Origin of the sequence: Hymenobacter sp. DG25A (assembly GCF_001280305.1) — a bacterium.
Taxonomy (GTDB): Bacteria; Bacteroidota; Bacteroidia; order Cytophagales; family Hymenobacteraceae; genus Hymenobacter.
On the sequence record NZ_CP012623.1, the window covers coordinates 2,420,823 to 2,446,406 of the forward strand.

The 25,584-nt window shown below is 49.0% G+C and carries 24 protein-coding genes; 2 read left to right on the plus strand and 22 right to left on the minus strand.

The annotated features are described in order from the left end of the window. Nucleotides 1-104: 104 nt before the first annotated feature. The 11 genes from AM218_RS10365 to AM218_RS10415 form a co-directional block, all read right to left on the minus strand. Complete coding sequence (locus AM218_RS10365) at nt 105-1,439, minus strand: ABC transporter permease (protein WP_054413798.1); 1,335 nt, start codon at nt 1,437-1,439, stop codon at nt 105-107. A gap of 68 nt (nt 1,440-1,507) precedes the next feature. After that, nucleotides 1,508-2,464, minus strand: coding sequence for an ABC transporter ATP-binding protein (locus AM218_RS10370; RefSeq protein WP_054413799.1), 957 nt, complete (start codon nt 2,462-2,464; stop codon nt 1,508-1,510). Between the two features lie 82 nt (nt 2,465-2,546). Continuing rightward, complete coding sequence (locus AM218_RS10375) at nt 2,547-3,185, minus strand: ABC transporter ATP-binding protein (protein WP_054413800.1); 639 nt, start codon at nt 3,183-3,185, stop codon at nt 2,547-2,549. Next, on the minus strand, nt 3,185-3,685 hold the full coding sequence (locus AM218_RS10380; RefSeq protein ID WP_054413801.1) for an RNA polymerase sigma factor: 501 nt from the start codon (nt 3,683-3,685) through the stop codon (nt 3,185-3,187). Before AM218_RS10380 ends, AM218_RS10375 begins: the two co-directional genes overlap by 1 nt. A 305-nt stretch (nt 3,686-3,990) precedes the next feature. Then, nucleotides 3,991-5,130 carry a molecular chaperone DnaJ gene (dnaJ, locus tag AM218_RS10385; protein WP_054413802.1) on the minus strand — a complete coding sequence of 380 codons (1,140 nt, stop codon included), beginning with the start codon at nt 5,128-5,130 and terminating at the stop codon, nt 3,991-3,993. 51 nt (nt 5,131-5,181) lie between these two features. Further along, nucleotides 5,182-5,772 carry a nucleotide exchange factor GrpE gene (locus AM218_RS10390; protein ID WP_054413803.1) on the minus strand — a complete coding sequence of 197 codons (591 nt, stop codon included), beginning with the start codon at nt 5,770-5,772 and terminating at the stop codon, nt 5,182-5,184. A gap of 149 nt (nt 5,773-5,921) precedes the next feature. Further along, nucleotides 5,922-6,914 (minus strand): GTPase ObgE, encoded by a 993-nt coding sequence (gene obgE, locus AM218_RS10395; RefSeq protein WP_054413804.1) that lies wholly within the window; start codon nt 6,912-6,914, stop codon nt 5,922-5,924. Between the two features lie 189 nt (nt 6,915-7,103). Further along, nucleotides 7,104-7,727, minus strand: a complete 624-nt coding sequence (locus AM218_RS10400; protein WP_054413805.1) for an adenylate kinase — start codon at nt 7,725-7,727, stop codon at nt 7,104-7,106. Between the two features lie 107 nt (nt 7,728-7,834). Continuing rightward, complete coding sequence (gene hpt, locus AM218_RS10405) at nt 7,835-8,374, minus strand: hypoxanthine phosphoribosyltransferase (RefSeq protein ID WP_082318175.1); 540 nt, start codon at nt 8,372-8,374, stop codon at nt 7,835-7,837. A gap of 105 nt (nt 8,375-8,479) precedes the next feature. Then, complete coding sequence (locus tag AM218_RS10410) at nt 8,480-10,750, minus strand: sodium-translocating pyrophosphatase (RefSeq protein ID WP_054413806.1); 2,271 nt, start codon at nt 10,748-10,750, stop codon at nt 8,480-8,482. Nucleotides 10,751-10,908: 158 nt separating this feature from the next. Then, nucleotides 10,909-11,823 (minus strand): M20/M25/M40 family metallo-hydrolase, encoded by a 915-nt coding sequence (locus tag AM218_RS10415; RefSeq protein WP_054415503.1) that lies wholly within the window; start codon nt 11,821-11,823, stop codon nt 10,909-10,911. Between the two features lie 113 nt (nt 11,824-11,936). Between AM218_RS10415 and AM218_RS10420 the strand changes: the two genes are divergently transcribed. Together AM218_RS10420 and AM218_RS10425 are read left to right on the plus strand one after the other, a co-directional pair. Beyond that, on the plus strand, nt 11,937-13,184 hold the full coding sequence (locus tag AM218_RS10420) for a tetratricopeptide repeat protein (protein WP_054413807.1): 1,248 nt from the start codon (nt 11,937-11,939) through the stop codon (nt 13,182-13,184). A 7-nt stretch (nt 13,185-13,191) separates the two neighbouring features. After that, entirely contained in the window at nt 13,192-14,511 is a 1,320-nt protein-coding gene (locus AM218_RS10425) for a hypothetical protein (protein ID WP_054413808.1), read from the plus strand. A gap of 70 nt (nt 14,512-14,581) precedes the next feature. Here the strand turns inward: AM218_RS10425 and AM218_RS10430 are convergent, their stop codons facing one another. From AM218_RS10430 to AM218_RS10470, 11 genes are all read right to left on the minus strand, one after another. Beyond that, the gene (locus AM218_RS10430) at nt 14,582-15,721 is read right to left on the minus strand and encodes a glycosyltransferase family 4 protein (RefSeq protein WP_054413809.1); all 1,140 of its coding nucleotides are present in this window, start codon (nt 15,719-15,721) and stop codon (nt 14,582-14,584) included. Further along, on the minus strand, nt 15,721-16,977 hold the full coding sequence (locus AM218_RS10435; protein WP_054413810.1) for a glycosyltransferase: 1,257 nt from the start codon (nt 16,975-16,977) through the stop codon (nt 15,721-15,723). The genes AM218_RS10430 and AM218_RS10435 overlap by 1 nt, the downstream gene beginning before the upstream one ends. After that, nucleotides 16,952-17,770 carry a glycosyltransferase family 25 protein gene (locus AM218_RS10440; protein WP_071843760.1) on the minus strand — a complete coding sequence of 273 codons (819 nt, stop codon included), beginning with the start codon at nt 17,768-17,770 and terminating at the stop codon, nt 16,952-16,954. The genes AM218_RS10435 and AM218_RS10440 overlap by 26 nt, the downstream gene beginning before the upstream one ends. Nucleotides 17,771-17,832: 62 nt before the next feature. Beyond that, nucleotides 17,833-18,345 carry a hypothetical protein gene (locus AM218_RS10445; RefSeq protein ID WP_054413812.1) on the minus strand — a complete coding sequence of 171 codons (513 nt, stop codon included), beginning with the start codon at nt 18,343-18,345 and terminating at the stop codon, nt 17,833-17,835. Further along, the gene (locus tag AM218_RS16365) at nt 18,342-18,836 is read right to left on the minus strand and encodes a glycosyltransferase family 2 protein (protein WP_157547625.1); all 495 of its coding nucleotides are present in this window, start codon (nt 18,834-18,836) and stop codon (nt 18,342-18,344) included. The genes AM218_RS10445 and AM218_RS16365 overlap by 4 nt, the downstream gene beginning before the upstream one ends. 14 nt (nt 18,837-18,850) lie before the next feature. Further along, a complete protein-coding gene (locus AM218_RS16370) occupies nt 18,851-19,819 on the minus strand; it encodes a glycosyltransferase family 2 protein (protein WP_071843762.1) in 969 nt (322 codons plus the stop codon). Between the two features lie 10 nt (nt 19,820-19,829). Further along, nucleotides 19,830-20,459: a NeuD/PglB/VioB family sugar acetyltransferase gene (locus tag AM218_RS10450; RefSeq protein WP_054413813.1), complete on the minus strand. Its 630-nt coding sequence runs from the start codon at nt 20,457-20,459 to the stop codon at nt 19,830-19,832. Between the two features lie 12 nt (nt 20,460-20,471). Further along, nucleotides 20,472-21,557 (minus strand): DegT/DnrJ/EryC1/StrS family aminotransferase, encoded by a 1,086-nt coding sequence (locus tag AM218_RS10455; RefSeq protein WP_054413814.1) that lies wholly within the window; start codon nt 21,555-21,557, stop codon nt 20,472-20,474. Nucleotides 21,558-21,653: 96 nt separating this feature from the next. Continuing rightward, the gene (locus AM218_RS10460) at nt 21,654-23,399 is read right to left on the minus strand and encodes an ABC transporter ATP-binding protein (RefSeq protein ID WP_197273945.1); all 1,746 of its coding nucleotides are present in this window, start codon (nt 23,397-23,399) and stop codon (nt 21,654-21,656) included. Between the two features lie 123 nt (nt 23,400-23,522). Continuing rightward, complete coding sequence (locus AM218_RS10465) at nt 23,523-24,668, minus strand: glycosyltransferase (RefSeq protein ID WP_054413816.1); 1,146 nt, start codon at nt 24,666-24,668, stop codon at nt 23,523-23,525. Nucleotides 24,669-24,703: 35 nt separating this feature from the next. Further along, nucleotides 24,704-25,549 carry a polysaccharide pyruvyl transferase family protein gene (locus AM218_RS10470; protein WP_197273946.1) on the minus strand — a complete coding sequence of 282 codons (846 nt, stop codon included), beginning with the start codon at nt 25,547-25,549 and terminating at the stop codon, nt 24,704-24,706. Between the last annotated feature and the right edge of the window lie 35 nt (nt 25,550-25,584).

Here is a 25,584-nt window from a genome sequence, read left to right on the forward strand (position 1 = left end):
AACATGCAAGGCCGGGAACAGCAACGAAGCTACGTAGAAAGCCCCGATGCCAGTCTGCGGGTGCAGCTACATCGGGGCTTTCCACTAACAATTCAGAGGCTGATTTAGCCTTTGTAAAACAGCCAGCGCGACAGCTCGCGGTAATTCACCTTCTTGCCATACATGAGAATACCCACGCGGTAGATGCGGCCGGCAATCCAGATGGCAAATACAAACCCGATAATCAGCAGCAGCATAGACAGGCCCAGCTGCCAGGCGGGCACGCCGCCAAACGGCAGGCGCATCATCATAGCAATGGGCGAGGTCAGGGGAAACATGGACATCCAGAACGCCACCGAACCGTTGGGATTGGTAGTGAGCACAGCTTGCGACACTACAAACGTGAGAACCAGCGGCATGGTCACGGGCATCATAAACTGCTGGGTATCGGTTTCGCTATCCACGGCCGAGCCAATGGCGCCGAATAAGGCTCCGTAGAAAAGGTAGCCGCCCAGGAAATAGAACAGGAAGCAGGCTATCAGCAAGGGCATATTCAGATCAGCGCTGGCCAGTGCCTGCGAGAATTTGGCCGCTACATTTTCCTGCTTGGCCGCCTGATCCTGTGTGGTAGTGGGGCGCACCAGGGCCGTGGTGCGGGACGCGCGGTCTTCCACAATCTTATCTGGACTGATAGAGCCGGCCATAACCGAGCTGACACCTATGGATAGCAGCACCCAAAGGGCCAGCTGCGTGAAGCCTACGGCGGCAATACCCAGCACTTTGCCCATCATCAGCTGAAAGGGCTTCACAGAGGAAATAACTACCTCCACAATGCGGCTGGTCTTTTCTTCCATTACCCCGCGCATAATCTGCACGCCGTAAATGAAGATGAAGATGTAAATGAGGAAGCCAAAGAAATAGGCCACGCCGGTACTGATGCCGGTGCTGGAGCTTTTCTCCCCATCGTCGCTCAGGCTCACGGTTTGCAGGTCTACGTCGGCCTTCAGGTTATCCAGCACGGACCGGTCGATGCCGGCGGCGCGCAGGCGCTGGGTTTCAATGGCTTTATTGACGGCGCGGTTAATGTCGTTTTCGAGCGACATGCCCAGCCCTTTCCGCGAAAACACCTGGAAGCCGGTGGGGTTGGCGGCATCCAGCTTGGGCACGTACAGCAGGGCATCGTACTTCGCCTTTTTAAACTCGGCTTTCGCTGTGGCCAGGTCCGCCGATACCCGCGTAAAGCTGATATCGTCCTTGGGCTCGGGCAGTCTTTCGGTGAAGAGGCCACCGGCATCCGCCACGGCCACTACTTTGCCCCCATCCGACATTTTGGCAATCAGCAAGGGTACTGCAAACAGCCCTACGGTGAGCAGCGGCCCGATCAGGGACATGATAATAAAACTCTTTTTGCGCACGCGGGTCAGGTATTCGCGCTGTACGATAAGCCAGATTTTGGACATGATATTTTTAGGAGCTAGGAGCAGGAAGTCAGAAGAAAAAGCGTGTTATCGGAGCAGCACAGAGCCTATCAGCTTCTGGCTACCAGCTCCTCTTCCTGGGGCACATAGTCGGGGTGAGTTTCTTGCACCCGGCGAATGAAGATGTCATTGATGCTGGGCACCTTCTCGCGGAACGTGTGCACCTCCACGTTGGCCGGCCCGATGAGGTAGCGCAGCAGGTCGTTGGGCGTGCCGTGCACAATGCGGATGCGGTCGTAGAAGTGGCCGTTTTCCCGCTCTTTGTGCTCTATCACTTCAAAATCGGGGTGTACTACTATCAGGCGGCCGCGGCCTTCTACCTCGTAGGTCTGCGTACGGTAGGCGTTGCGCACCTCACTTACGGGACCATCCAGCACCTTTTTGGAGCGGTTAATCAGGGCAATATGGTCGCACATTTCCTCCACCGATTCCATGCGGTGCGTGGAGAAGATAATGCTGGCGCCCCGGTCGCGCATGGCCAGGATTTCGTCTTTCAGCAGGTTGGCATTAATGGGGTCGAAGCCTGAAAAAGGCTCGTCCAGAATCACCAGCGTGGGGTCGTGCACCACAGTGGCAATAAACTGCACCTTCTGCTGCATGCCTTTAGAGAGGTCCTCAATATTCTTATCAGCCCATCCCTTAATATCAAAGCGCTCCAGCCAGCCTTTGATTTTGTGCCGGGCCTCATCCTTCTTGATGCCTTTCAGCTGAGCCAGGTACAGGAGTTGCTCCCCTACCTTCATCTTCTTATAGAGGCCGCGCTCCTCGGGCAAATAGCCAATCTGGCCAATGTGCGAGGGGTTCAGTCGTTCCCCGCGAAACAGGATTTCACCGGAATCGGCCCCGGTAATCTGGGTGATGATGCGGATGAGGGAGGTTTTGCCAGCGCCATTGGGCCCCAGCAACCCGAAGATGGAGCCTTCCGGCACCTCCAGGCTTACCCCATCCAGGGCAGTGTGGCTGGCGTACTGTTTATGTACGTCAATAACTTGAAGAATTGGTTTCACGGCTGAAAGGATCTGTGGACGATTTTGGGGGCTAATGTAGGTGTTTTGCTATGTTTATCATGCCAGAGGCCAACCCATTATTTTATTCTTCCAACTCGCGCAGGGTAGTCTCTAGCTGGTCTAAGTATTGGCCGTAGCGCCGCTGCTGCATGCGCTGGTCTACATACAGCAACCCGGTAATCAGCATTACGATGGCTAAAATGACCAGAATAGTTAGGGGCCAGTCTATAGTTCCCTGGTGCAAAGCCTGCACAATAGTGTCGTAGCGGATATAAAAACCCACCAGAATAATCGAGGCCAGAAACAGCATACCGGCATTCATTTTAGTAGTCATCAGGATTCGTATCTGGTGAATTGACTGTCTTAGGTGGGTATAAGTAGAGGCATCCCCAGCCTGCAACTGGGTTAGGAGTCGCCGCTGGCGGTAGGTAGTCCACGCCATGAAGACCACCATCAGGCCCACGCAGATATAGAGCAGCAGTTGGGCCAGGAAGACTGTATCACTCAGATAGCGGTTCATCAGGTTGGCAACATTAGCCAAATTCAGCACCAGAACGAACAGTAGCATCCGCTGCTCTTTGCGGGCGTTGCGTAACATTTGGCTCAGAGGCGTATCGGTTTGACTGGCTAGCATGGCTTGTAACTTTTTCTGAGTGAGAGAAGGTTCGGAGGGGCCAGCGGGTTGTTCCTGCCAGCGGCGGCGGAGGTCGTCGAGTTCCATCAGGCGGGTTGGGTTAAAAGTTGGCGAAGCTTGTCCTGTACACGATGCATCTTTACCCGCACATTATTTTGGGTAATGCCCAGGATATCGGCCATTTCCTCGTAGGTGCGCTCTTCCAGATACAGCAGCACAAAGGCCTTTTCTACATCGGAGAGTTGCTCTATAGCCCGGTACAGCTCGGCCAGGTCATCAGCATCGGGGCCGGATTCCGGTGGCAATGGCACATCAGTCGCGGCCGCATCCAGCCGGCCAGTGGCGGGGCTGCGCGCACGGTGCCGGAGCGCCGAAATGGCCACGTTCAGGGCAATGCGGTAGAGCCAGGTGCTTACCTTGGCGCGCCCCTGAAAGCTGGGCCACGCGCGCCACAGCTGCAGCACTATTTCCTGGTACAGATCCTGCTGGTCATCGGCATCAGCCCCATATACGCGGGTTACCCGCCGCAGCAAGGGCTGGTACTGGTTCAGAACAGCCAGGAAATCCGGCGAAGCATCAGCAGACATAGCGGCAGGGTTTGGCTTATCAGTCGCCGCTCCGGCTTCAACATTACAACTCCTGCCAGATATTTTTTTCAGGAGCCCCTCACCCCGCTGTCATCCTACCCCAGTTTCCTTCCTCATTCTACCTGTCATCCTGAGCTTTGCGAAGGACCTTATCACGTCTGAACGATAATCGTAACCACGACTTGTGCTAGCGTGAGAAGGTCCTTCGCAAAGCTCAGGATGACAGGCATTTGGTGTTACTCCAAACACAAAAAAGCCCGGCTTCCAAACTGGAAACCGGGCTTTTCTATCGTTAGCGCAGGCGCTTACTGGAAGTACTCCTTTACTTTCTCAAAGAAGCCTTTATCGTTTTTACCGGGGTTGGGCGTGAAGTTGCGCGAGTCCCGCAGACGCTCCAGCAGCTCCCGCTCTTCGCCGGTTACGTTCTTCGGCGTCCAGACATTTAGATGGATAAGCTGGTCGCCGCGGCCATAGCCATTCAGGTCTTTGATGCCTTTGCCGCGCAGGCGCAGGATCTTGCCGGGCTGGGTACCGGGGTCCACCTTAATTTTGACTTTGCCTTCGATGGTAGGCACCTCAATGTTAGCGCCCAGGGCGGCATCTACGAACGAAATGTACTGCTCGTACATGATGTTGTTGCCGTCGCGCCGTAGCACTTCGTGCGGCTCCTCCTCAATTTGAATGAGCAGGTCGCCGGGCACACCGCCGCGCTCGGGGTAGTTGCCTTTGCCGCTCATGGAGAGCTGCATGCCTTCCGCTACGCCGGCCGGGATGTTGATTGGAATGATTTCTTCCTGCAGCTGACGGCCTTCGCCGTGGCATACGTCGCACTTGCTGGTTACTACTTTGCCTTCGCCGTTACAGGTGGGGCAGGTAGAAGAGCTCACCATCTGGCCCAGCATGGTGTTTACCACCCGCTTTACCTGGCCCTGGCCGTGGCAGGTGCTGCAGTCTTTCAGGTCGGTGCCGTTTTTGGCGCCGGTGCCGGAGCAAGGGGCACACGCTACGTAGCGCTTCACCTTGATTTTTTTCTCTACGCCGTTGGCTACCTCTTCCAGGTCCAGCTTCAGCTTGATGCGCAGGTTAGAACCTTTGCGCACGCGCCGGCCGCCTTGTCCGCGGCCACCACCGCCAAAGAATCCCTCGAAGCCGCCCCCGCCGAAGATGTCGCCGAACTGGGAGAAGATGTCTTCCATGTTGGGGCCACCGCCATTGCCGCCCACACCCTGATGGCCGAAACGGTCGTATCGGGCCCGCTTTTGCTCGTCAGACAGTACTTCGTAGGCCTCAGCGGCTTCCTTAAACTTGTCCTCGGCAGTAGGGTCGTCGGGGTTTTTATCAGGGTGATATTTGATGGCCACCTTGCGGTAGGCCTTCTTTATCTCGTCGCCCGCCGCGGTTTTGGCCACACCCAACACCTCGTAATAGTCTCGCTTCGTTGCCATTGTTTTGTTACTCGTCTGTCATGCTTTTCTTGGTTTGCATGACGAATATTGTTACTGGCCTAATACTACTTTGGCGTGCCGGATAACCTTGTCGCCCAGGTAGTAGCCTTTTTCAATCTCATCCACAATCTTGCCCTTCAGGTCTTCGGAAGGAGCCGGAATCTGAGTGATGGCCTCGTGCAGCTCCGGGTCAAACGCCCCGCCCTTGGCTTCCATCGAAACCAGGCCTTTTTGCTGCAGCGTTTTGGCGAGCTTGCCATGGATAATGTCGATGCTTTCGCGCACGGCGTTGATATCGTCGGTATCCTTGGTGAAGTTGCGGGCGCGGTCAAAATCATCGAGCACGGGCAGCAAGGCCACCATCAGCTCCTGATTGGCCGTTTTGAACAGGTCCGTGCGCTCTTTGGTGGTACGGCGCTTGTAGTTTTCAAACTCGGCCGCCATGCGCAGGTATTTGTCCTTCAAATCAGCCAGTTCTGCATCGGTTTTAGACTCGGCCTGTTTGGGCGCGCCTTCTACCTCGCCTAGATCGGGGGCATTGGGGTCTTCGGGCAACTCGCCGGCAACATGGTCGGTGGCAGCACCGGAAGTATTTTGGTCGTTCTGCAACTCGTCGGGGTGTGGTACTTTATCGTCAGCCATTTTCGCTTGAAATCGTCGGAATGGGTTGAATCGGTTGGACATAAGCAACTGCGGCAGGCACAAGGAACCTGCCAAATGCCCGGCAGGTGTCAATTTGGCACAACAACCTTACCCAACAGGCATTTAGTTCGGAAATTACGGCCGAAGTCTTACGCGTGCAGCTCCTGCCAGATCATATCCTTCAGCGGCTGGATATTCTTGTTGGTCAGGCTGGAAATAAAAATGGTGGGAATGTCCGTGGGCAGCGAAGCCTTGATTTCAGCCTCCAGCTCTTCATCCAGCATATCGGCCTTGGTAATGGCCAGCATGCGGCGCTTATCCAGCAAATCGGGGTTAAACTGCTCCAGCTCGCTGAGCAGCACCTGATACTCGGCCGCAATGTCGGGGCTGTCGCAGGAAATCATGAACAGCAGAATGGCGTTGCGCTCAATGTGGCGCAGGAAACGGTGGCCCAGGCCCCTACCCTCAGCGGCCCCTTCAATAATGCCGGGGATATCGGCCATTACGAAGGATTTGTAGTCGCGGTACGCTACTACGCCCAGGTTGGGCACTAAGGTGGTAAAGGCGTAATCGGCAATTTTAGGCTTGGCCGCCGATACTACGGAGAGCAAGGTGCTTTTGCCGGCGTTGGGGAAACCTACCAGGCCCACATCCGCCAGCAGCTTCAGCTCCAGAATCACCCACTCGTCAATGCCGGGCTCGCCGGGCTGCGCGTATTGCGGGGCCTGGTTGGTAGCGGACTTGAAGTGGTCGTTGCCGAGGCCGCCGCGGCCACCGGGCGTGAGGATAACGCGCTGGCCATCTTCGGTAATCTCTACCTTTTTCTCGCCGCTTTCGGCGTCGCGGGCAATAGTGCCCAGCGGAACCTGAATGATGATATCGTCGCCCTGCTTGCCGGAGCGCAGGTTTTCGCCGCCGCCTTCGCCTGCCTGGGCAATAAGGTGCTTCTGGTACTGCAGGTGCAGCAGCGTCCATAGCTGGGAGCTGCCTTCCAGAATGATGTGGCCACCGCGGCCACCGTCGCCACCATCGGGGCCACCGTTGGGCAGGCCTTTGGCCCGGAAAAAGTGGTGCGAGCCGGCCCCACCCTTACCGGAGCGACAGTTGATTTTGACGTAATCGATGAAGTTATTAGAAGCCACTGGTTTGCGTGTTGATTGCTGAAGGTTGCCGGTTGACTTGGCAGCCAACTCAAAAACAACTGTCATCCGGAGCGCAGCGTAGGACCTTATCCTGGCGGAACGAGTATCGTTCTGGTGGGATAGGTCCTTCGCTGCGCTCCGGATGACAGACGTTATCTGCTACTACCCACATGGGCAGCGGCTACAAAGTTACGCTTTTACTTCGTCGGTTGCTTGACGGCTGCTTTCCGGGGTGGCCGGCTGGTGCTGATCAATGATAGCGCAGATCTGGCCGAAGATATCGTCGATGGCGCCAATGCCGTTCAGGGCGTGGAATTTGTTCTGCTCCGCATAGTAGCCGGCCACCTGCGCGGTTTCCGTATTGTACACCGTTACACGCTTGCGGATCTTCTCTTCGTTCTGATCATCGGGGCGGCCGGAGGTTTTGCCCCGCTCCAGCAGGCGCTTCACTAGCTCTTCTTCCGCTACTTCCAGGGCCACCATGCAGGTCACCTTGGTGTTGTGCTGGGCCAGTAGCTCATCCAGGCTTTGCGCCTGCGGTACGGTGCGGGGAAAACCATCAAAAATAAAGCCTGCTGCCTGCTTATTAGCCTGCAAGGCACTGTCAATCATACCAATCACCACTTCATCGGGTACCAGCAGGCCTTCATCCATCAGCCGCTTGGCCCGCAGGCCCAGCTCGGTGCCCTGCGTAATCTGGGCCCGGAGCAGGTCGCCGGTAGAGAGGTGCACCAGGTTGTAGCGGGCAATCAGCTTTTGGCTTTGGGTTCCTTTACCGGCACCGGGAGGGCCGAACAGCACGATATTTAGCATAGAGCGGAGTGTTTCGCGAAGGAGAAATGCGGGAGGTTGGGAAAGATACTGAATCAGGGGCAAAAAGCCCGGTACGACAACCGACAGTTTTCGGCTATCCTTTTCTGTCAGACGGCCTTATAGACATCGGGGTAATTACGCCCTAACCCATCATAATCAAGGCCATAGCCCACAATGAAATCGTTGGGAATGCTGAGGCCCACGTAGCGGATATGCAGGTCATGGAGAAGACACTCGGGCTTCATAAACAGGGTAGCTACCTCCAGGGAAGCAGGCTCCTGCTTGTTGAACTGCTCCAGCAAGAGCTGCATGGTGTTGCCGGTATCCACAATGTCTTCCAGCAGCACCACGTGGCGTTCTTTTACTTCTTCCCGCAGGCCCAGCACCTGCTGTATGTGGCCCGTGCTGCCGGTACCTTCGTAGGAAGCCACGCGGATGAAGGTGATTTCGCAGGGAATGGTTATCTCCTTCAGCAGATCGGCCGCAAACATGAAGGAGCCGTTGAGCACGGCCACAAAGAGCGGCTGCCTGTTGGCATACTCCTCGTTGAGGCGTTGGGCCAGCAGGCGAATAGCCGTCGAAAGCTCATTTGCCGACAAATACGGCGAAAACTCCTTGTCGTGCAATGAAATAGTGGACAGCGGCATTCAGTGCGGGGTTGATTCTTAGGGCGTAAGCGTGGTCAAAGGTAGCAGAAAAAAAACAGCCCCTCCGCGCCGGAGGGGCTGTTTCATTAGACCATATTCACCAGGCTAGCGGGTTTCGCGCAGCATCATGAAGACAGCTTTAGCCGCGGCAGGCGCTATATCAGCGTATTGCACCTTGGGTTTGGAGAGGCTTTCCAGGGTTTGTTCCGAGGGCACCGGCATGGCCACGCCCCGCTGCGGCGCCACATCGGGGGCAGCAATGTGGGGGGCAATTACCAGCGACACAATGGACATCAGCTTGATGAGGATGTTCATGGACGGGCCGGAGGTGTCTTTGAAAGGGTCGCCGACGGTGTCGCCGGTAACGGAGGCTTTGTGGGCATCGGAGCCTTTGTAATGCATGGTTCCGTCAATCATCACCCCTTTTTCAAATGACTTCTTGGCGTTGTCCCAGGCGCCACCGGCGTTGCTCTGGAACATGGCCATCAGTACGCCGCTCACCGTTACGCCGGCCAGCAAACCACCCAGTATTTCGGGTGCGGAAGCCGTGGCAAACAAGCCCCGGCAGCCGAAGCCTACCACAATGGGCGTAAGCAAGGCAATGGCACCAGGCAACACCATTTCCCGAATTGCGGCCTGCGTGCTAATAGCAACGCATTTTTCATACTCCGGACGGCCCGTACCTTCCATAATGCCGGGAATTTCGCGGAACTGCCGACGCACTTCCTGCACCATAGCCATGGCAGCGCGGCCCACGGCGGCAATGGCCAGGGAAGAGAAGATGAAGGGAATCATGGCACCGATGAAAACGCCCGCCAATACGGGAGCCTTGCTGATATCGATAGAAGTGATATTGGCTGTGCCCATGAAGGCAGCGAACAGTGCCAGCGAGGTAAGGGCCGCGGAGGCAATGGCGAAGCCTTTACCCGTGGCAGCGGTGGTGTTACCCACGGCATCCAGAATATCCGTCCGCTCGCGCACTTCCTTGGGTAGCTCGCTCATTTCAGCAATACCACCGGCGTTATCAGCAATGGGGCCGAATGCATCAATAGCCAGCTGCATGGCCGTAGTGGCCATCATACCGGCTGCGGCAATAGCCACACCGTAGAGGCCGGCGGCTTCGTAGCTCAACACAATACCCGCGGCCAAAACCAGGATGGGTAGAACCGTTGATTCCATGCCGACTGCCAGACCACCGATAACGGTGGTGGCGTGGCCCGTGCTGCTCTGCCGAACAATGCTGAGCACGGGCCGCTTGCCCATAGCCGTGTAATATTCAGTAATGATGCTCATGAGCGTGCCCACAATCAGGCCTACTACCACGGCGTAGAAAATATCCATGGCATCAAACGTAATTCCCCGAATTTCCAGACTGCCGGAAGGCATAATCCACATAATCAGGAAGTAGGATGCTACAGCTGAAACGAGGACCGATATATAGTTGCCCAGGTTGAGTGCCGCCTGTACGCTGCCGCCCTCCTTCACACGCACCATCAGGATACCAATGAGGGAAGCGACAATGCCCATGCCGGCAATAGCCATCGGCAAAAGGATAGGCGAAAGGCCATCGAACTGGTCACCGGTGGCAATTACCTCGCGGCCCAGCACCATGGTGGCCAGAATGGTGGCCACATAAGAGCCGAACAGGTCAGCGCCCATGCCGGCTACGTCGCCCACGTTGTCGCCTACGTTATCGGCAATGGTGGCGGGGTTGCGGGGGTCGTCCTCGGGAATACCGGCCTCTACTTTACCTACCAAATCGGCGCCTACGTCGGCTGCTTTGGTGTAGATACCGCCGCCCACGCGGGCAAATAGGGCAATGCTTTCTGCCCCGAGGGAGAAGCCCGTGAGTACTTCCAGCGCCTTTTCCATCTCAACGCCATTGGCGCCGCCTTTGCCTACTACAAACATCTGGTAGAAAACAATGAACAGGGAGCCCAGGCCCAGCACAGCCAGTCCGGCTACGCCCATGCCCATAACAGAGCCACCGGAGAAGGAAACCTTAAGCGCCTGCGAGAGGCTGGTGCGGGCCGCCTGGGCCGTGCGCACGTTGGCCTTGGTGGCAATCTTCATTCCGATGTAGCCCGCCAAAGCGGAGAAAACAGCACCGATAATGAAGGCTATGACAATGACTGGGCTGGATTTCTCACCGGTTGATCCCAGGTAAAACAGGAACGCGCTGGCAATCAACCCAAATAAGACTAAAACACGGTACTCGGCTTTCAGAAAGGCTATGGCGCCATCGGCAATGTAGCCGGCAATGGTGCGCATTCGTTCGTCGCCGGGGTCCTGCCGCGTCACCCAGCCGGAGCGCAACCACGTGTACAAAAGGGCCAGTATGCCCAGCCCGGGCACTACGTAAAGAAATGGGGTCATAAAGCGGTGGTAAGAGAGTTGGTGTTAGGTTGGATGAGAACAGACAAAGGGCTGGTAAAATAGAGGTTATTCGCTAAACCTCAATTTTATCAGCCCTTTGCAACTAGTTTATTAAGAAGAGTTTTTTTTAGTACGCTACTATCCTCTGTCTCATCTTTCTACAACTCTTGCATGAGTACTTGGTACAAAGCCAGCATACTCTCAATATCCCGCTTATCCACTATTTCATGCGGGGTGTGTACATTATCTTCCGGGGCGCCTACAAAGCACCAATCCCATGGCTGGGCACCGTGCTGCAGTTCTTTCGCATCAGAACCGCCACTGCCCTCTACCTCCAGCTGATGCGGAATACCGGCCTTACGGGCAATTTCCCGGATGCGGTCGACATAGGCCCGGCGAGGAATAAGGGAATCGCGCAGGGAAATCACTACCCCTTGACCCGGCTGCACGCCTTCTGTTACCCAGGTTATATCTGAAATGAGCGCCTGACGTACCCCAAAACGCTCATGAATATACTTGGCTAAATACGACACGGAGCCGCCACCATGCTCCTCCCAGCAGCTGAATACGATGATGCCATCCTCTAGGGTTTCAGCCAGCCGCAAAGCATTCCAGACGCCTAATCTGTTATCGAGGTAGCAGCTCTGAACACTGGTTTCTGTTTCCCGGAAGTCGCACTGAAAGGTTAGCTCCGTTCCCCGCTCAATCTCGCGGGTGAACTCATAACCCAGTGCACCGGTTTCTTCTTCAATGGAAAGCGTACAGGCGATATCACCCTGCTCGTCCTGGCCCACTAGCTGGTATCCATCTTCTGCTACTGGGCCACCGATACGCACCAGCTCCCGGCCGTAACGTACGGTGAAGCCAATAGAGTCGATGTGCGCGAAAACGGCAGTACGGGGTTTGCCAAAAATCAAAATAATACAATCTTGAAATTCTTCTCCCACCACCATTTCTGGCTGCACCTTCCAAGTGACTTTGTGCTGGTTTATGTAGTTTTGCAGAAACAGCGACAAAGCTGCTTCGTTTCCGGATGGTGCCGGAATCCGGCATAAGGTGTGTAACAGGCGCATACGAATATCTACTTTGTCCAAATCTAGTTTAATTGACCTACTTTCGTCCTTTCGCCGCAGCTTTGCCAAATAAAAGGTGCGCTGATTTATGGCCGTATACTAGGCTTGTTACCATGCTCAAACTGCGTTTTATCCTGTCTATCCTTTGCCTGCTTCCGTTTTGGAGTCAGGCACAGCAGCCCGATACCGCTCGCCCGGCCGATCCTATCCGCAATATTGAGCTGGAGAACGTAGACATTGCTCCCGGCGCTGTGGATACAAAAGGCTGGCTCCTCCTCGACCGGGATATTCAACTGGAACTGGATGGAGCTGTAGAGAACCTCTACAACTTCAAATTTGACCGGGCTGAAAAGCAATTTCGCTCTTTACGTCGGCGCTACCCCAACCATCCAATGCCCTATTTCCTGTTGGGCCTGAGCACCTGGTGGAAAATAGTCCCAACTAACGTTCAGACCAAGCAGTACGATAAGCTCTTCTTCGCTTACATGGATACCGCCGTTGTGTACGGTGAGAAGTTATATGAGCAGGACAGTAAGAACTATGAGGCCTGCTTCTTCTTGGCAGCAGCCTATGGTTTTAGTGGCCGTTTACATGCTGAAAGAGGCAACTGGCCCAAGGCTACCATCAGCGCAAAGCGGGCACTGAAGTATGTTGAAATTAGTAATGAAGCTAATGGTCTCAGCCCCGAGTTCCTGTTTGGGCAGGCCTTGTTCAATTATTATTCCGTCTGGATACCGGAGCACTACCCCATCTTAAAGCCGGTACTGCTACTATTCCCTAAAGGCAACCAGCAGCTAGGGCTGCAACAGTTGCGCAACGTTTCGGAGAATGGCTTCTACACCGGTACGGAGGCCCGGTTCTTCCTGATGCGCATCCTCAACAACGAAGAAAACAACCCAGCCACAGCAATGCCCGTGGCGCGCTACCTAGCCACTACTTACCCCGACAACGGCTACTTCCAGCGCTTCTACGCGCTGCTGTGTTATAACGAAGGAGAATTTAGGGAGTGTGAGCGGGTAAGCCGCGAAATACTGGATAAAATCAACCGGGGAATGCCCGGCTATGAAGGCATCAGCGGACGTTATGCCACCTATTTCCTCGGGTGGATGATGCAGAACAAGTACAAGGACTTGGCAAAAGCAAAGGATTATTACCAACGCTGTATTGTATTCGCAGAATCCACCGGTGATACGGACGGCGGCTTTTACCTCTATGCCAACCTAAACCTGGCGCGTATGGCCGCCAAAGAAAAGGATAAGCAGACTGCCCGACGGTATTATGATATCGTTAAGGAGAAATCAGAGCGTAAGTCAGAGCAGTATCGCGAGGCGAAGGAGTATTTGAAGAAGAACAAGAAGTAGAAACAGCATGGACTTAAAGGACCTTTTTCTAACGCCTCTGTATCTGGGGATATTCTATGCTATTGCTTACGCAGTGCGCCCGAAGTTCACGAATGTATATACTAAGAAATATTTTATACCGGCATTGACTGTAAAGTTTATTGGAGCCATAGGCCTGGGAGTTATTTATCAATTCTATTATAAAGGCGGCGATACGTTTAATTATTATAATCAGGCAAAAGTAATATATGAAGCCTTCGATAAATCTTTTGACATAGGATTAAAACTTTTGATGCATAGTTCTTCAGAAGCTATAATTACGTATACAAATAGAATATATTGGTATAATTCATCAACCGAATATTTTGTAATTCAGTTAGCTGGCTTTTTTTCATTATTATGTTTTAACACATATACAATTATCGCAATATTTTTTGCTGCCCTAAGTTTCACCGGTATGTGGGCTATGTATATTACATTTTCCAGTCTATATCCAGGAATTTATAATAAATTTTCCTTACCAGTGTTTTTTTTACCATCTGTATTTTTTTGGGGATCAGGACTAATGAAGGACTCTTTATGCATTGGCGCCCTTGGTTGGATATTTTACGCCATTAATCATATTTTTATTCTGAAAAATAAAATAATAACTTCATCAGTATTCGGTTTAATAGCCATTTATATATTAACAGCAACGAAAGTATATATCTTACTTTCTTTTATACCAGCCGCATTATTTTGGGTCTTTATTGAAAATAACAAAAGAATAAAATCAGCAACCACGCGAAATCTTTTAAAGCCCATATTTATTATTACAGGTGCCTTTGCTGCCTATCTCATTGCAATTAACATAACAGCCGGCGATGAGAGATTTGACGTAGATAAAATAGGAGAAAGAACTAAAATAACTAAAGACTATCTTAGCACTTATGTAATCAGTGGTTCAGCGTATGATATTGGCACACTCGATGGCTCCTTGGGATCCATTCTAAGAGTTTCCCCTCAAGCTATTTTCATATCCTTATTTCGACCTTTTATTTTTGAGGCCAAAAACCCCGTCATGGTGTTATCATCATTAGAAGCATTCCTGTTCTTATATCTTACCATTGCCTTATTTTATAAAACAGGAATTTTAAAAGGCTTTAAATTGATTGTTAGTGAGCCCGTTATTCTATTCTGTTTCCTATTTTCAATAATTTTCGCTATTGGCGTGGGCACAAACAGCGGAAATTTCGGAACGCTTGTACGATATAAAATACCATTAATGCCTTTCTATTTAAGTGCTTTGTATATTATGCAATATAAGTCTGTTCCTATTAGCGAAACACGCAAACAAGCGCAAATCTAAGTTTAAAATACTTACATAATACAATAATTAACAAATACTTTTATAGCCATTTTTACCTTTTACTACCCGATTATAGAAGACCTTCATATATTTTTCTGATTTTGTCATAGGTAGATCCTGCATTGAATTTACTTTGCACAAACGACCTGCCTTCTTTAGAAAACTGCTGCCGAAGGGAGATATTATCTGCAAGCCGTAGAATTGCAACTGTCATAGCTGACACATCCCGGTTAGGAACTAGTAGACCTGACTTTTCGTTCTCAAACAACTCTGCTGGCCCGCCGCAATCAGTAGCAATCAAAGGTGTACCATAAAATAAAGCATCAAGGCAAGTCAGTGAGAACGACTCAGACTCGGAAAAGTTTAGAATAATATCGGCCTGTTTAATAGCCAACTCCACATCTTTTACAAAGCCTCCAAAGCTTACTACATTAGTAAGGCCTTGTGTAAGAACAGTCGACTCCAGTAACTGCCGAAATTTTTGATTTTTTGGCATACCCATGTCGCCGCCCAAAAAGGTAAGCCGCAAATTCGGATTGCTTGTATATGCGTGCTGAAAAGCCTGCAATGCCAGATCATGCCCCTTTCCTTGAATGTAGTTACTAAGGTAAAGCAGCTGCACCGTACTGTCAGGACGTATAGCAGGAGTCGGTGCAGCTGGGTGACGCTCTACCCCTGGTATTGGATCGAATACAACATGGACATTGGGTGCGTCAAAGTAATGTCGAACAGCTTCTGACACACATATTACTCTGTCAGCATAATGCTCGCCAAGCCACCTCCACATGCGTGCCAATGGCTGTATCAGGCTCTGGGGAAGAAACCGCACATGAATAACCAGCCTCAGGCGCCCGAAGCTTAATAATTTGGCTATATAACCTGTGAGGTTATAAAAATCATTTACATGTAGTAACGCTACATTATGCTGACGTATTAACTGAAACACTCGCCAGCCGTTTAGTAGCAGCATTGGCAGATAACGCACTAAATCTCCTTTCCGGCGACTTATTTCCACAAAGGGCAATTCATGGACAACATAGCCGGCCTTTTCTATCATATTACGTCCTTGACTATTTTTAGGCAATACATAAATGAATTCAAAATTGTGGCGAAGTGGATCAGTTGCATTCCAGATAGCCATAAGAGCCCCCGTTACGGCTGTGGAGTTATCAGCAATAAGGATAACGGGCTTGGTGGTCTTTTGTGGCATTAGTTTGAGAGTACGTCTTCGAGTACGGCCACCCACTGGCGGAAAATCTTTTCCCGGGTAAAATCCCGCATGCGCAGGCTGGCTAGACGCCCCAACTGCTCCCGCTCAGCCGCATCGCCGAGTAGCTGGTAGAGCGTTTCCGTCCAGACCCGCTGATCGGCGGCCAACGTAGCGGGCTGATTAAGCATGGGCATCAGGAGTCCGAACTCGGCCCGTTCGGCCGTCCGGATCAGGAGGTGGGGGGTGGCAGTACTGGGAGCCAGGATTTCGCGGGGCCCCGTCGGGCAATCAGTCGTGACAGCCGGTACACCGCAAATCATGGCTTCGCCAAGGGCCATCGGGAAGCCTTCCCAGGCCGAAGGAAACACGAACAGCGAAGCTGGCCGAATGTACTTGAACGGGTTCTGTTGCAGCCCTAGGAAGTATACGTCGTAATCGGGCGTGAGGGTATCCTGACTCCAGGCCTCATACACCCGCATGCCCAACTGCCGGGCGTGGCCGATCAGGTCGTTGCGCAGTTCTCCATCACCCACGAATACCAGCTTGGCCGGTCGCCGCTTGATCAGGGCCGCAAACGAATCAAGCAGGGGCGCCTGGTTTTTCTGAATGGTGAGGCGGCCTGACGTGACGAGCACCGGCGCCGAGTCGTACACCGCCTGCTCCCGGGCCGTCAGCGGCTCTCGTGATTTAGCCTCAATCTGGGCTACTTCAAAAAAGTTGTTGATGGTCACCAGTTTCTCCGGCTTCACACCAAAGCCTTCAATCAGCTCGGGGTTGATATCTCGGCTGACCGTTACAATTTTATCGGCGCGGTTGTAAAGGCCGGGCATGAGCACTTTCTTGCGCAGCCAGCCCACAAGCCCCGTGATGTTGCCATCGTGGAGCTTGGAGCCGTGAATGCAGAGCACCACCTTCTCCGAGCCCTTACTGAGCAGGTTCACGTAATCGGCTCCTTCCAGATGACTCACGCACACCTTGGCCCGCAGGCGGAGCTTGAGCGCCCGCAGCCGCCCGATGCGGCGGCCGAAGTTGAGGAGCTTCTCCACCGGACTGCCACCACCAGCCACGTCCAAGCTCAGCATCTCGTTACCACTAGGGTACATATTGCCCCCTTCCAGATTGAATACGGCCTCCGTCACGTGATAGTGCTTGGCCAGTTCTACGCTATGGTCGTGAAAAACGCGCTGTGCCCCTCCCAGGCCCAGGTTGGGGATGAGGAGAAGCAGGTTTTTATCTGTTACTAGTTTGCTTTGCATTTTCAAAGAAGGGAGACTCATTTGATATAACAGTGGCGTGCTTACGCTTCATACGCCAAACATATATTTTTTTCAATACATCATTAAGCACAATAACATTGTGTTTTTTAATAAAAGTCGATAATTTATTTTTCCATCCTTTAGCCGCACTATAATTCAGCGTTGTATCAAACAAGGCAGGCATAGCTTGTACAGGATACAGACAGCGAAATGATGTAAAACAGCTTTTGCTATATATTTTTCCCCAGTCATCAGGCTGAATAGATATAGGCATTAGCTTCTGACCCATTTTCTTAGCAACAGACTTAGTAATAACATAGGCCATAGTTGACGCAACAGCTGCAATATTCACGGGATATAGAAGAAAGTTATCCTCATCAAGAACCGTTTCGTATTTTTTGCTTAGATGCATCTTTTCATCAAAATGACTGTAATATGAAAATGCTATTATTTCGTCATTTTTGATACTTTTTTCGATTTTTAACAGCAATTCAGATATATTATATGGTAGACACACATCATCTTCGACGATTAATGCAAAGGGTATATTTTCTTCAACTATTTTATCATAAATTTTTAAATGAGATAAGCCACATGCTGCTGCACCTGAAGTCAAACAATAGTTTTTTTCCATAGCCTTTAAATCTACCTGTTTAGCAAAATCATCACTGCTTATCTTTCTATAGTCTACTGCATCTATTATTTCGTAATCCAAATTCAGACTACTCAAGTGGTTACCAATGTAAGATCGACGCGCCAAGTCGCGCTCCAAGCTTATTGCAAATACTTTCATTTAAATTTTTTTGTGTGTATTTTAAAAACAAAAAAACACCTCAACAGAAACCAATAAGAATATTAGCGTCTTAAAATTTCTCTAATATTCATCCTTGCTAATTGCCACAAACCAGGCTTCCAAAAGTTTGATAATACACTGCTTTTATATACATTAGCATTGAATCCATTCATATTAACTAGATTGTAACAAATTTCAAACCATCTTTCCGCCAAGCCTTTTACCAAAGCATTGTGCTGAAATTTTGGATAATGAATATTATGATCAATAATTCTTAACAACCATTTTTCTACATCTTTCGCAGAAATATCTATTTTCGAGCTATCCATAAATGATAACATGGTGTGAATATTAAGTTCCAAATCTGAAGCCACAAGACCCCATGACCTAAACAACTCCTTCTGAATTTGAGTAGAAACGCGGGACCTCTCCTCCAGTATAGGGCGCTTAATACTCTTGGGAATAACTCTATACTTGACAAGGGGGTAGGGAATAGTTAGAATAGCTAACTCATCAATATACCGAACAAAAAAATCATAGTCCTCCGTTTGTCTAAGAAAGCCATCGTAGCTCATACCTTGCGACTTGTACAACGCAGTCCGCAGCATAAAGCAATTGTTCCCCCCGGCAATGTGAATAATGTCCGGACTTTGAGTTCCTCCGGTGTAATAGGATACTTGTGCAGATAATCACTGGCCCCAAAGTTTTGAAGCCAGCAACCTACTACGTTTATATCCGGCCGCGAATCCAAAACCGCTACCTGCCGGGCTAGGCGTTCAGGGTGGCAGATATCGTCGCCATCCATTTTGGCTACGTACTCTCCCTTCACATATTGCATCCCCACATTATCCGAGCCCGCCCTTCCTAAATTTGTTTCATTTACGATCAACTTGATACGTGGATCGTTAATCTCACGAATTTTTTCAACGGTACGATCCGTCGATCGATCATCTACAACAATTATTTCAAGATCTTGATATGTTTGATTAAGCAGACTATATATTGTTTTATGGATAAAATCTTCAACATTATAAACCGGCAATAGAATTGATACTAAATTTTTCATGATCAAAAAGAAAACTAGTGAGCTATTTTTTTTATTATAGAATGAATTTTATTTTTGATAAAAGGAATATAGCGCGGAGCAAGATTATATATATTCTTAAATAAAAGCATATTATACTTTGAATAATCACCATTATCTCTCAAATAATTAGCATACAAAGCGATTTGAGTAGACAAATAATAATTTGCGTATTTTTTATATTTAGGGAGAATAAGATATTTCCGAAACATTATTCCATCGTAAATTTTTTTCTCAAAATGAAATATAGTATTCTTAGTGATAGTAGCAAGTCCTGTTGCATGTACTCTGTATGTACTCATTACTCTTGGTATGTAAAGCGAGAGTCCATGACGCGAACTCAACAATTGCAGGGTACGGTCTCCACTAAATATGGAAGCACACCAATCGGGCAGAGGCAAGCACAAACTGTTAGATCGAAACAGCATCGAAGCTGATGGCACAAACCATCTCTTGATCAAATGTTTTTGGGAAAATTTTAGCAAACATCCATCTTCAGATGGAATTGGCAGAATATCAGGAGCTATTCTCTGACTAAAAATTAATCCCTCCGGAAACTTATCGCTTAATATATTAGAGTCATGAAAACAAAAGGAACAATCTGTGTTTTCTCTTAGTGCATCAACTTGCAACTGCAACTTATTTTCATTCGTCCAATAGTCATCTCCTTCCAAGAAGGCTATGAATTCTCCGCGGCAGGCTGACATTGTTGCCATAAGATTCTGCATAGCGCCCAGATTCTTTTTAGGCAGCAAAACGCGTATCTGTTCCGGATACCGGCTGGCATACTCTAATGCAATAGCTCGCGTTGCATCTGTAGAACAGTCTTCCCCAATTACCATTTCCACCACAAAATTGGTTTTCTGCATCAGTACCGATTCTATGGCTTCAGCTAGGAAAGCTGCGTGATTATAGGTGATGCAGCAAACGCTTACTACAGGAGAATTTTCTGATTTAACATTCATAGGCAGAGAGTTACTTCATTATGCTACGAGCCGGGATGCCTATCACAATTTCTCCGGCCACTACGTTTTTAGTAACTACCGCACCCGCACCCACTACTGCTCCTTCTCCGACAATAACATCTGGCAACACAACTGCTGATGAGCCGATTTGGCAGTAGCGTCCCAGCTGGCAACGTCCCAGCAACCGTGCCCCTGGGGATATTTCGCAGTAGTCTCCTACTTTCACATCGTGATGAATTGATGCTCCGGCATTAACTAATACCCCCTCCCCTAATATCGCCCCAGGCGCGACCAAGGTGTGATGCATGATGTTTAACCCTCTTGCTAAATGCTTTCTAGGAGCATCTACAACGGAAGTATCTGCCACTATTGAAGTAAGATTGCCACCGCACGCCCGGAATTTCGTAGCCAGTCTGCTTCTCAGGTATGGATTACCAAGACCTAAAGCAAAATTCTTGTCTGTTGAGGATAGATAAGCAAGAGCGTCCTCGAAACTCCGCAACACCAAGTACCGCTTTATTATGTCGCCGAAAGTTTCCGCCGGAGATACATCGTCAAAAAACACTACTTTCTCGCGTTGTTCAGCTGACAGACATTGTAGTATTTCGACGGCGTGCCCATTGGCTCCAAGAATCAGCATGGGGTATCGGGCTTAAACGAAACCATGAAACTTGCGCACAAGCTGACAGATCCAGCGGACCTGTTCCGCTGCTAACTCTTGGTAAAACGGAAGGCAAAGTACTCGCTTAGCAATGTCCTCCGAAACAGGACAGGAAGCCCCCTTATGATAGGGGAGATGATTCAGGGACGGATAAAAATACCGTCGGGTATTCACCATTTGCGCCGCCAACCCATCTTTCACCACGTGTAACCGCTCTTCAGAATCGAACACGACCGGAAAGTAAGCGTGGTTATACTCCAGGCTATCTTCTGTGGGCTCCGGATACTGCAGTGGAAGCCCGACAAGTTCCTGCCGATAAAGGACCGCTAAAGCCTGACGAGCCACGATAAAGTCTGGTACCCGCGGTAGGTTACACAGCCCCATGGCAGCGTGAAATTCAGAGTTCTTACCATTGATACCAAGGGAAAAGTACTCATCCCCGATATGGCCAAACGATTTATAAAGCCACACCTTCTTCGCTAGAGCCGGATCGTTCATAACGATAGCTCCTCCCTCAGCTGTGTGGAATAGTTTGGTGGCATGAAAGCTGCAGGTACTCAGGTCGCCATAGCTCAACAATGGTTTACCATGCACCCGTACCCCGAAAGCATGCGCACCATCATAAATCACTTTAAGATTGTGCCGACGAGCAATATCCTCAATAGCCAGAACGTCGCAAGGATAGCCATACACATGAGTAGCCAGAATACCAGTAGTCTGAGGAGTGATAGCAGCTTCAATTTTGGTAGCATCCAGGCAGAACGTCCGATCTTCTACATCAACGAATACCGGTGTGCAGTTTTCCCACAGAATAGCAGTGGTCGTTGCTACGTAGGAGAAAGGCGTCGTAATTATCTCACCGCTTAACTCAAGCGCTTTAATGGCGACTTGCAACGCAATAGTCCCATTGCCTGTGAACTGCACTAGACTACCATCCAGATGGTCGCTCAACTCCTTCTCAAGTTGCTGTACCAGCGGGCCATTATTAGTGAGCCATCCCCGTTCCCAAATCCCCTGCAAGTAGGCAGAATACTCAGCCAATGGTGGCAAATAGGCTTTAGTGACGTTGATATTCATATGTAATGCTTCAGGGGCATGTTGGAGCTACGAATTTAAGGAATTGAAATACCTAGAAGGGTAGGTCACGTAATGCCGGAGCACTGGCATCAGCGTTTAGGAGGGCATTTTGGTGCTGATCAACGTTTCATAATCATAATCACCGACCAGCTTACCCTGACTGAGCTCAAGAATACGGTTGCACTCCCGCAGTGTAGTCAGACGATGGGCTACAATCAGAATTGTAATCTGACTATTCGATAAATTATGGATAGCCTCATTTACCTCGCGCTCTGTTTCATTGTCCAAGGCACTGGTTGCCTCATCCAGTACCAGAATCTGGGCCTGTTTATACAGGGCTCGGGCAATTCCTATGCGCTGCCGCTGCCCCCCGGACAGTCGTGACCCTCTCTCGCCTATAAGGGTATTTACCCCTTCCGGCAGACTCTGTATGAAGGTAGTTAATGAAGCTTTATCTATGGCATCCAGTAACTGAGCCATATCCACATCATCTTCTCCCTGCTGCAGAGTTATATTGTCCATTATGGATGCTTCCATCAGGAAGGTATCCTGTTTGACATAGCCAATAAGTTTGTACCAGGACAACATGTAATCCGGAGTCAACGCTTGACCATCTACTGCGATATGCCCTTCCTGCTCCCGTAAAAAACGGAGAAGCACGTTCATAAGAGTAGTCTTTCCTGACCCCGAACTGCCCACAAATCCAACAATATCGCCTTTCTGAATAGCGATATTTATATTATTCAGTACAGGCTGTTTACTACCAGGAAAGGTATAGCTAACTTTTTTGAATACAATGTCCCGCTCAAATGCGAGAGGTAATTGAACCGCAGGCAACGAAGCATCATAATCCATAGTACGATGCGCCCACAGTTCTTCAATCGATGCCTGGCCTTGTTTGATACTAACCATCGATGACAACATTCTATTGATGGAAGGCATAAGCCGGTAAGCAGCTGCGGCAAATAACCCCAATAGGGTAATCAGCGAGTCTGATGCTCCAGTGAATAAAACAGAGTATAGAAGAATGGTGAGCAAGCCCAATATAGCTACCATTTCTATAATCTTAATCGGCATCAGGTTGTACAGATACGCCTGCGCATTGAGCCTCTGCAAAGTATCTTCATTATTCAATAATTGCTTACGCAAATAGTGCTGCTTATTCGCAAGTTTCAGCTCCAGAAAGCCATTAAATAAGTTATTAAGTATATTCAGAGAAGCGGGTTTTAGTTGATGAATTTGAGACCCCACTGCCTGGGTTCTGTTTCGCAAAATTCCGTAAGTAGCCCATGATGCAGTTCCCATAATTATCACAAGTATAACTACTAAGATTGGCTTATAAATAAGTATTCCAACAACTATAATCAAAACAATAACTATTTCCGAGAAAAAGCTAAACAACGGCCTAAGCACTGTATTAACATACATATAAGTTGCCTGTATAGTACCATTTATAAATTTAGCCGAACCCAATTCCTGAAATTTCCAAAGTGGAAAATTAAGATATTTATCTATTTGGCTTTGTACTACATCCATTCCGATTTCAGAAGTAAATCGAGCTTGTGCATATAAAACCCAAGAATTAAATATATTCTTTAGTATAAAAAATACAAATATTGCAATTATAAGAAATAACAGGAATGATTTTTCAGTAATAAAACCCAGATAGTTATAAATTAGGCTAAACCATCTATTCTCATGAACTGCCCCAGGCTTTGCAGCCATCATAATAACCGGCACGAGTGCTGCCAAACCTACTGCTTCCAGTAGCGAGGAAACAACTAATAGCACAAACATCACTACCCCCTGCCTCCTCTGAGCAGCACTGAGGTAATAAAGCATGCTACGAAAGGCAAAGCCAATTGGCCCAAATCTGGAGTCCATTTTTTCTGAGTCTGGAGAGAGAACAGTTAATCGTTTATAAAATTACATAAAAATCAAGCGTTTATTATGGATATCGATTTATTATGTATTAAGGCAACCCATATTCCACTGCTTCTCATAATTATAGGAAGTAATCAGATCAACGTTCTGGTTACTTCTTGCTGACTTCTCTAAAAATGAGCAGACAGCCGTCAGAGATAGATGCTGGTCATAGTACTTAATAACATTATTCCGCATCCGGGCTATTTCTTCATCAGTCATGCGAAGAGCTTGGCGAATTTTTTTTATTAGATCTTCCTCCCCTGAAAAAGAAATACAGTTAACCCCGTCTTCCAGAGTTGGATTCAGGTAATCCCCGTATTCCAGAATAGGAATTGTTCCAACGCTCATGGCTTCTACCAAATTATGGCATAGGGGCTGAATATAGCCGGGACATCCCAGAAAGAAGTTACACTTGGCTAGTTGAACAAACCAGTCCTCATTGCTAGTACGATTACCAACGATAATACCTTCCCTACTTCTGACCCACTCATACAACACGAATTTTTCAGTTAAATCCGTATCGACTGCCATCTGATCCTGTTGCGTAACTATACTTAGTTCATTGGGCAGAAGCATCCTTTTTACTGCATCTATTACGCTGGTACGGCTCATCAAACGCAGAAAATTTCTGTAGATAGGATGATCATACACTTTGGGTTCTGAGTTACCGGAAAAATATATTCCAATGTTTCTTCTACCATCCCTGAGCTTTTCAGCGTTCCGGTAGTTACCCGAAAAGTAATTTCGGGGAATCATCGGAAATGGCATAATATTTAAATTTCGTTTATTCGAATTAGTTAATATACTTTCCTGTAATTTAACCTTATTAAATCTAGTTTCATCTTGTAGATCAAAATCATAAATATATAAAGCTTCATGACTTACATTATTTACGTTGTCAACAATAGTTAGATTCGGAAGAGATGCTATTTGAGCGGGATATTCAATAATATTGGCAAAAAGCCTGGGGTTATTGACGAGATATATCTTGTAGCCATTAACCTGCATAGCGAACAAAATATGCGCGTACACCCTCTCAATCACCGTATTCTTAACATTAAGAATTACGTATTTTTCAAACTGCTGAACATCCGACTTAGGCTTGCTAAGATAAAATTTATAGAAAGACAATAGATTTCCAACCGCTTTCAGTCTTGCACTTATTTTTTTTCGCAATCCATTCATCGGCTTACACTTATTTTTAATACAATTCCTGCTTTTTACCTAATCCTTTTTCTTTCCCCACAAGTCCCAGGGAAAGGAATTAAGCAACGGGATATGATCAAATACAGGTGGGGCCTGCCCCCCATTTTCAGGGCTTCTTCAACGCTACTGGCATATTCAATATCTCCACGGCCAGTACCCTTCATATAGTCATTGTATTTAAACAAGTCTTGATTGGTAGTTACCCGCAGGTAACGCGCCGGAATACCGTAGGCCTCAGCAATAATCAACCCATGCAAGGAGCTTGAGATTACGAAATCCGCCTCCAAAATTTTATGAATAATCTGATTCCAGCTACCCATCGATGAAATCAGGTTGGGCGTATTTTGTGCCTCAAACATCTCATATTCCGTGTGATGCGGCACTACCCCATACGCCATCCGGCTGGTTGGTTTAAACTTGTGCGGAAATATATGAGGTAGCAGCAGTGCCGGATCACCGTACACTTCCGGTACCTGAATTCCGCGGTTTAGCAGGAATTTTCTGGTCAGCGGGCCGCGCACGGCGCGCACATCCAAGCGTTGAAAAGTATGGTCCTCGGATTTCATATTGCCGTGAACTCCCGAACCCCAGATTACCTCGTCGTTCTTGGCAACGTGCATAATAGAACCTATCGCGAACATCCGGTGGCTCTCAGGCGTTTCTTCTTCCAGAAAACATTCCCCATCAGCCAATATTTTAGATACAATAATTTTGGAGAGATGGTCACCAAAATTTTGTTCATAAGTCCATAAAGGCCGCCAATAATATAAATCGATGTGATTGAAGTTTAAATACGCACCTTGAGTATGAGGATATTCTATTACAGGAGCAAGCCCCATCATCCGTTTGGCCTTATTCAAAACGCGACGTTGAAAAGTTAGTTGGGGCGGGCCTT